Below are 13,460 nucleotides of genomic sequence, written 5' to 3' on the forward strand. Positions count from 1 at the left end.
TTTCGGCCGTTTTTGCATGTGCGACTATCGAAGGTATTGACGTGTACGCAGACGATGGTAAAAGCGCGACGAGGCTACGCCGTCCCACTGGTGTAGCCGAGTTTTCTCATTAGCTGACTCTTGGTAAGAGGGATAGATTCAACAAGGAGAGGTGCATCCGCTTGGGCGAACGTTCCGGTAAGAGAGAATTACCGCTTCTCCCGTTGCGAGGCTTGCTTGTATATCCGACTATGGTTCTTCATTTGGACGTTGGACGGGAAAAGTCCATTCGTGCATTGGAGCAAGCGATGGTGGACGACAACAAGATCTTGCTTGCGACGCAGGAAGAAGTACACATAGAAGAACCTGATGCTGAACAAATCTACAGCATCGGAACCGTTGCGCGCGTAAAACAAATGCTGAAGCTGCCAAACGGTACGATCCGTGTATTGGTGGAAGGCTTGCAGCGTGCCAAAATCGAGGAATATCTTCAAAAAGAAGATTACTTCGTCGTGTCCATTACATACTTGAAGGAAGAAAAAGCGGAAGAAAACGAAGTGGAAGCGTTGATGCGCTCTTTGCTGACCCATTTCGAGCAGTATATCAAGCTGTCGAAAAAGGTTTCTCCCGAGACGCTCACATCCGTGCAGGACATCGAAGAACCAGGAAGGCTGGCTGATGTCATCGCCTCCCATCTGCCGCTCAAAATGAAGGATAAACAGGAGATTCTGGAGACAGTCAATATCCAGGAGCGTTTGGAAATCCTTTTGACCATTTTGAACAACGAGCGCGAAGTTCTGGAGCTGGAGCGAAAAATCGGCAATCGCGTGAAGAAGCAGATGGAGCGCACGCAAAAGGAATATTACCTGCGTGAGCAAATGAAGGCGATCCAGAAAGAGCTCGGGGACAAGGACGGGCGACAGGGCGAAGTCGATGAGCTGCGCGCTCAGCTGGAAAAGTCCGACGCACCGGAGCGCATCAAAGCCAAGATCGAGAAAGAGCTGGAGCGCCTGGAGAAAATGCCGTCTACTTCTGCAGAGGGCTCTGTCATCCGCACCTACATCGATACGCTGTTTGCGCTGCCGTGGACCAAGACGACAGAAGACAATCTCGACATCAAGCATGCGGAAGAAGTGCTGGATGAAGATCACTACGGACTGGAAAAACCGAAAGAGCGCGTACTGGAGTACTTGGCTGTACAGAAGCTGGTCAATTCCATGCGCGGTCCGATTCTCTGCCTGGTAGGTCCTCCAGGGGTGGGGAAAACCTCTCTGGCCCGCTCTGTTGCACGAGCGCTGGGTCGTGAGTTCGTGCGGATATCCCTCGGGGGTGTACGGGATGAAGCTGAGATTCGCGGACATCGCCGTACGTACGTAGGGGCTCTGCCGGGACGCATTATTCAAGGGATGAAGCAGGCGGGTACGATCAATCCCGTGTTCCTGCTGGATGAGATCGACAAGCTCGCGTCTGATTTCCGCGGGGATCCAGCGTCAGCTTTGCTGGAAGTGCTCGACCCGAACCAAAATGACAAGTTCAGCGATCATTATATAGAAGAAACGTATGACTTGACGAACGTCATGTTCATTACGACCGCAAACAGCCTCGACACCATTCCGCGACCATTGCTCGACCGGATGGAAGTCATTTCGATTTCGGGCTACACGGAGCTGGAAAAACTGAATATCCTCCGCGGCTACCTGCTGCCGAAGCAGATGGAAGATCATGGTCTCGGCAAGGATAAGCTGCAAATGAACGAGGATGCCATGCTTAAGCTGGTCCGCCTGTACACGCGCGAAGCCGGTGTGCGCAACCTGAACAGGGAAGCGGCCAATGTCTGTCGAAAAGCGGCCAAGATCATCGTCGGCGGAGAGAAGAAGCGTGTAGTGGTGACGGCCAAAACGCTGGAAGCCCTCCTCGGAAAACCTCGCTACCGCTACGGTCTGGCTGAGAAAAAAGACCAGGTCGGCTCTGTAACGGGTCTCGCCTGGACACAGGCTGGCGGGGATACGCTGAACGTGGAAGTCAGCATCCTTGCAGGGAAAGGCAAGCTGACCTTGACTGGACAGCTGGGCGATGTGATGAAGGAATCCGCTCAGGCGGCATTCAGCTATATTCGTTCCCGTGCGAGCGAATGGGGAATCGATCCGGAGTTCCACGAAAAGAACGACATCCATATCCACGTTCCGGAAGGCGCCATTCCAAAGGATGGTCCATCTGCAGGCATTACGATGGCGACTGCGCTCGTATCGGCGCTGACCGGAATTCCTGTGAAAAAGGAAGTCGGAATGACAGGTGAAATCACCCTGCGCGGCCGGGTGCTTCCAATCGGCGGACTGAAGGAAAAATGCATGTCCGCTCATCGGGCAGGACTCACGACCATCATTTTGCCAAAAGACAATGAGAAAGACATCGAAGATATTCCAGAAAGCGTACGGGAAGCCCTCACGTTCTATCCGGTTGAGCATTTGGACGAAGTGCTGCGGCATGCCCTGACGAAACAGCCAGTAGGTGACAAAAAATGAAAGTAACTTCATCCGAGTTTGTCATCAGTGCTGTAGGACCCAAGCAGTACCCGGAGGACGGCCTGCACGAGATTGCCCTCGTGGGCCGTTCCAACGTAGGTAAGTCGTCTCTTTTGAACAAAATGATGAATCGCAAAGGGCTGGCGCGCATCAGTTCCCGCCCTGGCAAAACGCAGACGTTGAATTACTTCCGCGTCAACAACATGCTCTATTTCGTTGACTTCCCTGGCTACGGCTACGCAAAAGTGGCCAAGACCATTAAAGAGCAATGGGGCAAAATGATTGAAGGCTACCTCAAGAATCGCAAAGAGCTCCGTTTTGTGATTCAATTGGTGGACATTCGCCACGCTCCGAGCAAGGACGATATTGCCATGTACGATTGGTGCAAGCAAATCGGAATTCCGACCGTGGTAGTCGCTACCAAAGGGGATAAGATTGCACGCGGACGCTGGCTGCAGCATACGAAGGTCATCCGTCAAAGCTTGAGACTGCGCGGCGATGATACGATCATTATCTTTTCGTCCGAGACAGGACAAGGCAAGGATGAGCTGTGGGGCGAGATTCTTCGCCGCTTGCGTGCAGGCGACTCGGAAGCAGAAACCGATAAGGCGCATGGTTCACATGCACCTGCGCAAGAAACACCGGCACCTGCGATGCAGAAAAACGACTAGAGAATGGAACAGGTCGTGACCCAATCCGGAGGGGGAAAGGGGAGGCAGTTTTCGTGAGCGAGCTTGCACGCTTTGCCGTACGCGGTGTGATCGAAGGTTTTTACGGAACGCCCTGGACGCACGCAGAGCGGCTGGACATGATCGATTTCCTCAGTCGGCATGATTACAATACGTACTTTTATTCCCCGAAGGACGATTTGTACCTGCGGGAAAAATGGATGGAAATACACCCTGATGCTGCCTATCGAGAGATCGATGAGCTGATCCGTGCTACCCAGCAAGGGGGCATCCGATTCGTATACTGCCTAAGTCCGGGCCTTAGCATGGAGTACTCCAACCGCGGGCATAGTGACAGGCTTTTGCACAAATATCGTTCGATGTTTGACAGAGGCGTTCGGTATTTTGGTCTCCTTTTTGATGATATCCCGATGCACCTTTTGCATTCGGAAGACGTCGAGCGTTATGCACACCTGGCCGAAGCGCATGTCGATGTGACGATGAGGGTGTGGGAGGCAGTAAGTCAATGGTCGGATGAGGTCAAGCTCGTGATTTGCCCGACCCAGTACAATGGCCTCGGTAAAGAACCGTACATCCAGCATCTGGGGCTTCATCTGCCGGTTGAGATTGACCTTTTCTGGACGGGGCGCTTTGTCTGTTCACCCTTTTTGACGGATGGCGATGCGCAGCGCTTTCAGAAGTATACACAGCATAAGCCGCTGTATTGGGACAATTATCCGGTAAACGATCTAGCCATGGCGAACGAGCTGCACATTGGGCCATTGCGACACCGTGACCCAGAGCTGTGGAGCCACTCGGCTGGCTATGTGGCCAATGCTATGTCCAGGCCGGAATGCTCGAAGATTCCTTTGATTACGACAGCTGCCTATTTGCGTGATCCGCATGGCTATGATCCGCAGACAGCTTGGGAGCAAGCCGTGATCGAAGTGGCGGGACCCGTGGATGCAGCGGCATTTATGCGGTTTGCCGATAACGTGCAGAGCTCCTTTCTCAACGAAATCGAGTCACCAGCGATGATGGAAGCCTTGCTGAAGTTTCGTTTCCAGTTCCTTCAGGGAGATCGGCGTGAAGCGGTGATGCAGCTGCAAGCGTTGTTCGTCGAGATGGAGGAGTCCGCCGAGCAGCTGCTGAAGGGGATGACAAACCAGAAGCTGGCGATTGAATGCAGGCCGTGGCTGGAGAAGTATCGGCATTGGGCAAAAGTCGGGCAATCCGCGGTTGGCCTGGTAGAAGCAGGGACGAGTGGGCGGCTGACGCAAGCCGCATACCACTTGCTGAAGCTCAAGCAATGGCTAAAACGGACGGAGAGGCTTCCCCACAAGGTGTGCGGTCAAGTCATGAAGCTGTTCGTAGAGGCTGTCCTGCAGGAAGTGCGCAAGCCGACGTAATCGGTCGCAAATAAAGAAAAGGTTCCTTTTCCATGGAGGAGAAGGAACCTTTTTTTCATGCTGCAAGGGATCAGGCAGACTCACTGCCGTCATTTGCCTTTCCCTTTCGTGTGCGGCTGCTCTGCATCCATTGCTGAATCGGGAGCTCGGCGAGGATCATCCCCACAAAAATCATGAGACATCCGGTGAGCTGGCGTCCGCTCAAGATCTCATTGATGAAAACATAGGAGGTCAATGCGGCAAATACGGGCTCCAGAGCAAAAATGAGTGCGACTCTGGTCGAACTGGTCTGCTTTTGCAGGGCAGTTTGAGCAAGAAAAGCCAAGGCCGTCGCAAAAATGGAAGTGATGACGAGGCCAAACGCGACTTCAGGGCTGAACAAAATCTGTGGATCAAACGCACGGCCATAGTCTTCAAAGAAGAAGGCATAGATCCAGCTCATGACGGCGACGGTTCCCAGCTGTGTGATCGCGAGCGGCAGGGCTGGGAAATGCGGCGCGTACTTTCCCGTAAAGACGATCTGCATGGCGAAGCAGATTGCGCATCCGAAGACGAGGATATCTCCGAGATTAAAGGAGAACTCCTGGCTTTGCGTCAGCAAGTAGAGCCCGACAGCGGCAAGAACAACACCGACCACAGCAGCGGGCTTGACCCGTTCCTTCATCAATAGAAGGGAAAACAGCGGCACCAGGACGACGGACAATCCGGTGATAAAGCCTGCTTTGGAAGGCGTCGTATACAAGAGCCCGACGGTTTGCAGGGCGTATCCGAGACAGAGCCAGAAGCCGAGGATGATGCCGGCTTTAAACAGCGGGCCGCGCCACTCCTTCCATTGATGACGGTAAAGAACAGCTTGGATGATGACTAGAAAAAGAGCGGCTACTGTGAAGCGGACTGCGTTGAACGTATTGGGAGGCAGGGATGAGATCGCCTGCTGGACGATTAGGAATGTACTCCCCCAAATAAATGCAATGAGAAAAAGCGTGGTGTCTGCCATCCATGGTTTTTTCAATGACTCTTTTCTCTCCCTCCAGAACAATTCAAAATCTTTCTGATGTTTCATATCTAGCCTGCATCATAAGCCATTCTACACATGAACGCAAGGTGATCTGCCAAAGACTTTCGACAGTCGAAATTTGGCAAGTGCAGTCCGTTAATAAATTTTTCACAATTACTGGTGGTCGATTCTGGACATAATGTTATAATAATAGTGCATTTTACACATGGTGTAAGGAAGCACGTCATTCTGGGAGGACATTATGGATATTCTTTTGCTGGGCCTCAATTATAAAACGGCGCCTGTCGAAATTCGCGAAAAGTTTACATTCAGCGATGACGGGACCGCACGTGCTCTTCATCTACTCTCCCAGACGAAGAGTATCGCCGAATGCATCATTCTCGGAACGTGCAATCGCACGGAGATTTATGTTGTATGTGATCAGGCCAACATCGGCCGTGATTATACTCGCCGCTTTTTGGCGGAATGGTTTGGTGTGGAGAAAGAGCAATTCAAGGATCATTTGTATATAAAGGAAAACGAGCAGGCGATCGATCACCTGTTCCGCGTCTCCTCCGGTCTCGATTCCATGGTTGTGGGCGAGACGCAAATCTTGGGTCAGGTGCGGGATGCCTTTCTGCTGGCGCAAGAGCATGCGACGACAGGGACGGTGTTCAACACGCTGTTCAAGCAGGCGATTACATTTGCGAAGCGTGCGCATACAGAGACGGCGATCGGACAAAATGCCGTATCGGTCAGCTATGCTGCAGTCGAGCTCGGGAAAAAGATCTTCGGCTCCTTTGCCGGCAAATCCGTACTGATCGTCGGGGCAGGAAAAATGAGTGAGCTGACCGCCAAGCATTTGCATGCGAACGGATCGGAAAAAGTCGTCGTTGCCAACCGGACGCTGGAAAGAGCGCAGCTGCTGGCAGAAAAATTCAAAGGGGATTCCTGTACGATGGAGCAGCTGCCAGAAGCGCTGCTCACCGCAGACATCGTCATCAGTTCGACCGGGGCAAACGGTTATGTCCTGGGTAAAAATGAACTGGCGCCCATCATGAAAAAGCGCAAGCATCGTCCGTTGTTCCTGGTGGACATTGCGGTGCCGCGTGATCTGAACCCAGACCTGCACGATCTGGACAATGTGTTCCTGTACGATATTGATGACCTGGAAGGAATCGTGGCGAGCAACGTGGCGGAGCGTTCCCGGGAAGCCGATCGCATCGACGCCATGATCCAAGACGAGATCGTCGCTTTCACCAACTGGTACCAAACGCTGGGTGTGGCTCCTCTGATTGCAGCTCTGCGTGAAAAAACGTTGGGTGTCCAAGCAGAAGCGATACGGAAGATCGAAAACAAGCTGCCTAACCTGACAGAACGAGAGCTACATATCATCCGTAAGACCACGAAAGGAATCGTCAATCAGCTCATGCATGATCCGGTCGTGCGACTGAAAGAAATGGCGGCTTCGAGAAATGGTGAAGAGGTATTGGAGATGTTCACCAAGATGTTTGCCTTGGAGGAAATTCTGGAGCGCACGGAACAGGAAGCGAAGTGGGCAGACGAGAAAACCAAACAGGTATCCCCTCGTGAGCAGGTTCTGGCATCCCGCGTCCGTGACTAGTAGAGCGGACAACTACTGATAGAAACCGATGGGAAAGAGGGGAGAGAGTGCATGGCCGAGGTGAGATGGATCTACGACCTGACGATCTTTCTCTACGCTGCAAGTGTTCTCTTCTATTTTAACGACTTCTTGCAAAGCAACCGGAAAGTCAATCGCCTGGCTTTCGGGTTGCTTGTTGTCGTTTGGGCCTTGCAAACCGCTTTTTTTGTTTCACAGACCATTATGAAAACGTATTTTCCTGTCATCACCTTGTTTGAAACGCTCTTTTTTTATTCGTGGGTGTTGGTGAGTCTGTCACTCGCCATTCACTATTTTTTTCGAATAGATTTACTGGTGTTTTTTACCAACATCATCGGGTTTGTCGTTCTGGTCATGTCGATGTTCTTGCCGGAGACTCCGATCGTGGCTGTCTCCAGCATCCTGACATCGGAGCTGCTTCTGACGCATGTGACACTCGCGATGTTTAGCTACGGGGCGTTTTCGCTTTCGATGATTTTCTCAGGAATGTATCTGCTGCAGCACAAGATGCTCAAGGAACGGCGATGGACACAGCTGCTGAGGCGCCTGCCGAGCTTGGACCAGCTGGAAGGCTACGCCTACCGGATGAACATGCTGGGTGTGCCGATGCTGCTATTGTCTATTGTACTGGGGATTATTTGGGGAAAAATGGTATTGCCGGAGAAGTTTATGTTCGATGCAAAAGTGTTCCTTTCCATCATGGTGCTTGTCAGCTATTCGATTTGGCTTTACAAGCGGTACCGGGACACCATGCCGATGCGCAGGATGCAGCAGTGGAACGTCTCGGCGTTTGCCTTGCTGCTCATCAACTTCTTTGGAGCGAACACATCTACATTTCACAGCTGGTGGTAAGGCTGTTCTAGGAGGCTATCATGAAAAATTGGAACGTGGGTACGCGTCGCAGCCGATTGGCTTTGATTCAAACGAATTGGGTGGTCGATCAACTGAAAAAGGTCTCTCCCGAATCGGAGTTCACCTTGCACGAGATCGTGACCAAAGGCGACCGAATCCTGGACGTGACGCTGTCCAAAGTCGGCGGAAAAGGCTTGTTTGTCAAAGAGATCGAACAATCTCTGTACGATAAAGAAACGGACTTCGCCGTTCACAGCTTGAAGGACATGCCTGCTGAATTACCGGAAGGACTGGTAATCGGAGCGATCCCGAAGCGGGTCGATCCTCGGGATGTGCTGCTTTCCAAGGATGGAAAAACGCTGGATGAGCTGCCTGAAGGAGCGGTGGTGGGTACAAGCAGCCTGCGGCGTGCCGCCCAGCTGATGGCGTATCGCCCTGACATTCAGATTGAATCCTTGCGTGGCAATATCGACACGCGCATGCGCAAGCTGGAGGAAGGGAATTTTGACGGAATTATTTTGGCCGCTGCAGGTCTGGAGCGCGCCAGCTTCGAGGGGACCATTTCACAGTATTTGCCGGTAGAAATCAGTCTGCCTGCAGTCGGTCAGGGTGCACTTGCGATCGAGTGCCGCTCAGACGATGAAGAGACACTCGAACTGCTGCGACGTCTCGACGATCAGCCGACGAGATTGGCTGTAACGGCGGAGCGCAGCTTCCTGCACAAGCTTCAGGGTGGCTGCCAGGTGCCGATCGGGGCGTATGCGACCATCGGTGAAGGGAATTTGATTACCATGACAGGCATGGTGGGTTCCCCTGACGGCAAGCAAATGTTTAAAAATACAGCGAGCGGTCATGATCCCCTCGCACTGGGCATACAAGTAGCGGAGGCGTTGCTTGCACAAGGCGCAGGAGACGTTCTGGCTGAGGTCTTGCGGGAGAATCAGCAATGACCAAGCCGGATGCGCAGGCTGGATCTGCTGGAGCGCTCACCGGCAAGCGCATCATGGTGACGCGGGCTCGCAGCCAGGTGCGGGAGCTGGTGGATACGATAGAAGGATTGGGAGGAGAGGCGTATGCCTTTCCTATTCTGAAAATGGTGGAGCCGGACGATAAGCGTAATCTGGACGAGGCCATCGCAAAGCTAGGCACTTTTGACTGGGTGATCTTTACCAGTGTCAACGGCGTTCGGTTCTTTGTGGAGCGGATGCGAGAGATTGGTGTAGGGATCGAGGCAATCAAGGGCCAGGTAGCGGCGGTCGGACCCAAGACGGCAGCGGCACTGACAGAGCAAGGGCTGAATGTAGCGGTCATCCCATCCGATTATGTGGCGGAAGGGCTTTTGACCAGCCTGCACGATCAGTTGAAGCCGGGGCAGCGTGTCCTCCTGCCTCGTGCTGACATCGCCCGCAAGACTTTGCCGAAGGAGCTTGCTGCGCTAGGCATGGCCGTGACTGAGGTAGATGTTTACCATACCGTCATTGACGGCGAGCAAGCGCCTGAGGCAGCTAGGCGCCTGAGAAACAAAGAAATAGACAGCATCCTGTTTACGAGCTCTTCCACCGTGACCCATTTCATACAAGCGATGGCTCCTTTTGCCGAAAAGGGTTGGCTCGACCAGGTGAAAATCGCCTGCATCGGACCGATCACTGCCGAAACGGCGCGGAAAAACGGGCTGACGGTTCACGTGGTAGCGACAGAATTTACAGTGGAAGGCTTGCTTGCAGCTTTGATAGAAAAATTGGGAGGGAAATGACATGACACAAACATTTGACCGCCATCGCCGCCTGCGTAGAAGCGCGGCCATGCGCAATCTGGTTCGGGAAAATCACGTTCGGATGGAGGATTTGATCTATCCACTGTTTGTCGTAGAAGGCAGCAACGTAAAAAACGAAATCCCGTCCATGCCAGGTGTGTATCACCTTTCCTTGGATCAATTGGCTATCGAGATGAAAGAAATCGTAGAGGCAGGGATCCAGTCCGTCATCATGTTTGGCGTGCCGGAAGAAAAAGATGCATGCGGCTCTGGAGCGTATGACGACAATGCCATTACGCAGGAAGCGATTCGTCAGATCAAGGAAGCTTATCCGGAAATGGTCGTCATCGCAGATACCTGTCTGTGTGAATATACCGATCACGGTCATTGCGGCGTGCTGCAAGACGGTGATGTAGATAATGACGAATCTCTCAAGCTCTTGGCTCAAACAGCCGTTTCCCAAGCGAAGGCAGGGGCTGACATCATTGCACCTTCCAATATGATGGACGGATTCGTGATTGCGATCCGGGAAGCTCTCGACGAAGCAGGGTTTACCCATATTCCGATCATGTCCTATGCCGTCAAATACGCGTCTGCGTTCTACGGTCCTTTCCGCGAAGCAGCGAATTCCACGCCGCAGTTTGGCGACCGCAAAAGCTATCAAATGGACCCTTCCAATTCGCGTGAAGGTTTGCGTGAAGCGGCTTCCGATGTGAAGGAAGGAGCAGACTTCCTGATCGTCAAGCCTGGTCTCGCATTCATGGACATGGTGGTGCGCCTGCGTGAAAACTTCAACCAGCCGATCGTGGCATACAACGTGAGCGGCGAGTATTCCATGGTGAAGGCAGCGGCCGCGAATGGCTGGATCGACGAAGAGAAGATCGTGATGGAGACACTGGTCGGCTTCAAGCGTGCGGGTGCCGATTTGATCATTACGTATCACGCGAAAGACGTTTCCAAATGGCTGAAAGGGTGAGCAGAGGATGAAGCGTGAAAAATCAACGGAGCTCTTTGCAGAAGCGCAGCACTACATACCAGGCGGCGTAAACAGCCCGGTTCGTGCTTTTAAAAGCGTCGGCGGAAATCCGATCTACATCGAAAAAGGAGAAGGCTCCCGAATCTTCGATGTGGACGGAAACAGCTATATCGATTACATCGGCTCTTGGGGACCGCTGATTCTCGGTCATGCGCATCCGCGTGTACTGTCAGCGATTACGGAAGTAGCTGCGCTGGGCACGAGCTTTGGTGCACCGACTGAGCGCGAGACAGATATGGCGAAGCTGGTATGCGAGCTCGTGCCATCCGTGGAAGTGGTACGGATGGTGAACTCCGGTACGGAAGCTACCATGAGCGCACTGCGTCTGGCGCGCGGCTATACCAAGCGCAATAAAATCATGAAGTTCGAAGGCTGCTACCACGGCCATGCGGACAGCCTGCTGATCAAAGCGGGTTCCGGCGTGGCTACGCTGGGTCTCCCGGACAGCCCGGGTGTACCTGAAGGAACGGCGGTCAATACCATCACGGTTCCCTACAACGATCTGGAAAGCGTCAAGCTCGCTTTCTCCTCGTACGGAGACGATATCGCTGCGGTCATCGTCGAGCCAGTCGGCGGCAACATGGGTGTCGTTCCTCCACTGCCAGGCTTCCTGGAAGGATTGCGTGAAATCACCCAGCAACACGGCGCCCTGCTCATTTTTGATGAAGTGATGACAGGCTTCCGCGTGGCTCGCGGCGGTGCACAAGAGCTGTTTGGAATCACGCCGGATTTGACTACCATGGGGAAAGTCATCGGTGGCGGTCTGCCGGTCGGGGCGTACGGCGGAAAACGGGAGATCATGCAGCAGATCGCTCCGGCGGGTCCGATCTATCAGGCAGGTACCCTTTCTGGGAATCCGCTGGCGATGGCTGCCGGATTGACTACGCTGCAAGAGCTGAGCAAGCCAGGTGCCTATGAGCAGCTGGAAAAACTGTCGGCGCGTCTGGCAGAAGGCCTCGCGGGCAACGCGAGCAAGCTCGGCATTCCGCACACACTCAACCGTGTCGGCTCCATGGTGTGCCTGTTCTTTACAGACACGCCTGTCGTCAACTACGAGACAGCGAAAACCTCCGATCTGGAGCGCTTCTCCGCGTACTTCAGCCACCTGCTGGAGGAAGGCATCATGATTCCGCCTTCCCAGTTTGAAGGGATGTTCGTATCCCTGGCTCACTCCGAGGCGGACATCGAAAGAACGATTGAAGCCAGCTATCAAGCAATGAAAAAGCTGTAACGTATAAGCAAACCCACCTGAGCAAGATCAGGTGGGTTTCTAATTTTTACATGCTTTGTCTGACGAGTGTGATAAAATGAGTGGGAAAAACTGGTCGAAAGGGAGTGGACCCCATGAGCGGTAGCCCTGTAGTGGTACCCGAAAAACATCTGATTGGACTTAGCTTTTCCGGTAACTTTCCGGCACTAGTAGCGGAGATGCCCAAGCTGTGGGCGACTTTTCTGCAGCGGCAGTCCGAAATTCCACTCGTGATCCAGCCTGACATTCGCTATGACATCAGCAGCGAGAATCGCTCCTACCAAATGCATACGGAGTACATCGCTGTGGAGGTAGAGCGGTTCGAGCGCATTCCCGTGGGGATGGTCGGCTTTACGATCCCTGAGAGGAGATACGCTCGCTTTACCCATACAGGACCGATGGAGCGAGTGCAGGCTACTTATCGGAGCGCGTTTGAATGGCTAAGCCAACAGGGGCTTCAGGTAGATGAGACTGTCATGCGGATGGAACAATACGACCAGCGCTTTGTCCCTTCTGTGCATCCGCCTGAGCGTGCTGAGAATGCTTATGACATCTTCATCCCGATCTTGTGATCCCCATGCGCAGCTGTTTGGTGACGAAATCGTCTAGAGCCGTCATGACCTCCTCAAAGACAGTCAGCGAAGCTTTTAGGTCCCATCCGACTTCCAGCGAGTGATTGGCGCCTGGGACGATATGGAGATGCACATTTGGCTTTGTCTCCCTCAGCTTCTCGAGCAAAGGCTCCTGATAGAAGTGGTCAGTAGAGCCGATCACGAGGTAAACAGGATGGTTCGATTTCAGCAAGTTTGCGGCTACCTGCTCGCTCGTCAGGATCGGAGTCAGCAGGATGGCTGTGGCTGCTGAGAATTCGGGATTTTGCAGCAATCCGTCGATGATGGGCATGGTCCCGATGGATTTTCCCAAAAAGAAGATCTGCTCATACGGCTGCTCCGCGAGTACCTTGGTGACGACCGCGTGGACATCCGGCTGCATCCACTGACTTCGCTCTTCCATGGAGAGATCCCCAAAGGCGATATTGTCCTTTCCATAGGCATAGTGGATATGTACGATGTCTGCCTGATGGCTGAGCATCAGCATCGTCGAGTAGTGCAGGTAAGGCTTGTCGAACAGATAGCTCGATCCTGGACAGAAAAAGCAGATCGCACGCGAGCGAGTCTGTCCGGGCTGGATGTAGGTGTAGCTGACTTCCTGGTTGTTTCGGCCGACTGCATGGAAAGTAGCTGTCCGTACCATAAAAGATAGTCTCCTCTCCTCGAAAGGTTGAAATGGAAGGGATTGTGTTACATATCATAAGGGGGGAAACCCTACCTGACAAGCATTCTTTCGCCTTGG

General features: G+C 53.1%; 12 protein-coding genes. 10 read left to right on the forward strand and 2 right to left on the reverse strand.

Features of this window, described 5'->3' with window-relative positions; genetic code table 11:
• Positions 1-161 precede the first annotated feature (161 nt).
• The 3 genes from lon to JNE38_RS09690 are packed head-to-tail and all read left to right on the forward strand — an operon-like array spanning position 162 to position 4,578.
• Positions 162-2,501, forward strand: coding sequence for an endopeptidase La (gene lon, locus JNE38_RS09680; protein ID WP_203356361.1), 2,340 nt, complete (start codon positions 162-164; stop codon positions 2,499-2,501).
• Positions 2,498-3,172 (forward strand): ribosome biogenesis GTP-binding protein YihA/YsxC, encoded by a 675-nt coding sequence (gene yihA / locus JNE38_RS09685; RefSeq protein ID WP_203356362.1) that lies wholly within the window; start codon positions 2,498-2,500, stop codon positions 3,170-3,172. Before lon ends, yihA begins: the two co-directional genes overlap by 4 nt.
• Before the next feature lie 53 nt (positions 3,173-3,225).
• Positions 3,226-4,578 carry a protein O-GlcNAcase gene (locus tag JNE38_RS09690; protein WP_203356363.1) on the forward strand — a complete coding sequence of 451 codons (1,353 nt, stop codon included), beginning with the start codon at positions 3,226-3,228 and terminating at the stop codon, positions 4,576-4,578.
• A 70-nt stretch (positions 4,579-4,648) separates the two neighbouring features.
• Here JNE38_RS09690 and JNE38_RS09695 read toward each other — a convergent pair whose 3' ends face one another.
• Positions 4,649-5,590: a DMT family transporter gene (locus tag JNE38_RS09695; RefSeq protein ID WP_343071693.1), complete on the reverse strand. Its 942-nt coding sequence runs from the start codon at positions 5,588-5,590 to the stop codon at positions 4,649-4,651.
• A 247-nt stretch (positions 5,591-5,837) separates the two neighbouring features.
• Here JNE38_RS09695 and hemA point away from each other — a divergent pair, with 247 nt between their 5' ends.
• The 7 genes from hemA (at position 5,838) to JNE38_RS09730 (ending at position 12,679) form a co-directional block, all read left to right on the forward strand.
• Complete coding sequence (hemA, locus tag JNE38_RS09700; RefSeq protein WP_203356364.1) at positions 5,838-7,199, forward strand: glutamyl-tRNA reductase; 1,362 nt, start codon at positions 5,838-5,840, stop codon at positions 7,197-7,199.
• Between the two features lie 51 nt (positions 7,200-7,250).
• A complete protein-coding gene (locus JNE38_RS09705) occupies positions 7,251-8,069 on the forward strand; it encodes a cytochrome C assembly family protein (RefSeq protein WP_203356365.1) in 819 nt (272 codons plus the stop codon).
• Between the two features lie 20 nt (positions 8,070-8,089).
• Positions 8,090-9,019 carry a hydroxymethylbilane synthase gene (gene hemC / locus JNE38_RS09710; RefSeq protein ID WP_203356366.1) on the forward strand — a complete coding sequence of 310 codons (930 nt, stop codon included), beginning with the start codon at positions 8,090-8,092 and terminating at the stop codon, positions 9,017-9,019.
• The gene (locus JNE38_RS09715) at positions 9,016-9,822 is read left to right on the forward strand and encodes a uroporphyrinogen-III synthase (protein WP_203356367.1); all 807 of its coding nucleotides are present in this window, start codon (positions 9,016-9,018) and stop codon (positions 9,820-9,822) included. The genes hemC and JNE38_RS09715 overlap by 4 nt, the downstream gene beginning before the upstream one ends.
• A gap of 1 nt (position 9,823) precedes the next feature.
• Positions 9,824-10,798 (forward strand): porphobilinogen synthase, encoded by a 975-nt coding sequence (hemB, locus tag JNE38_RS09720; RefSeq protein WP_203356368.1) that lies wholly within the window; start codon positions 9,824-9,826, stop codon positions 10,796-10,798.
• 7 nt (positions 10,799-10,805) lie between these two features.
• Complete coding sequence (hemL, locus tag JNE38_RS09725; protein ID WP_203356369.1) at positions 10,806-12,089, forward strand: glutamate-1-semialdehyde 2,1-aminomutase; 1,284 nt, start codon at positions 10,806-10,808, stop codon at positions 12,087-12,089.
• 113 nt (positions 12,090-12,202) lie between these two features.
• Positions 12,203-12,679, forward strand: coding sequence for a GyrI-like domain-containing protein (locus JNE38_RS09730; RefSeq protein ID WP_203356370.1), 477 nt, complete (start codon positions 12,203-12,205; stop codon positions 12,677-12,679).
• Here JNE38_RS09730 and JNE38_RS09735 read toward each other — a convergent pair.
• Complete coding sequence (locus JNE38_RS09735; RefSeq protein WP_203356371.1) at positions 12,663-13,361, reverse strand: alpha/beta family hydrolase; 699 nt, start codon at positions 13,359-13,361, stop codon at positions 12,663-12,665. The genes JNE38_RS09730 and JNE38_RS09735 overlap by 17 nt on opposite strands.
• Positions 13,362-13,460 lie beyond the last annotated feature (99 nt).

Origin of the sequence: Brevibacillus choshinensis (assembly GCF_016811915.1) — a bacterium.
Taxonomy (GTDB): domain Bacteria; phylum Bacillota; class Bacilli; order Brevibacillales; family Brevibacillaceae; genus Brevibacillus; species Brevibacillus choshinensis_A.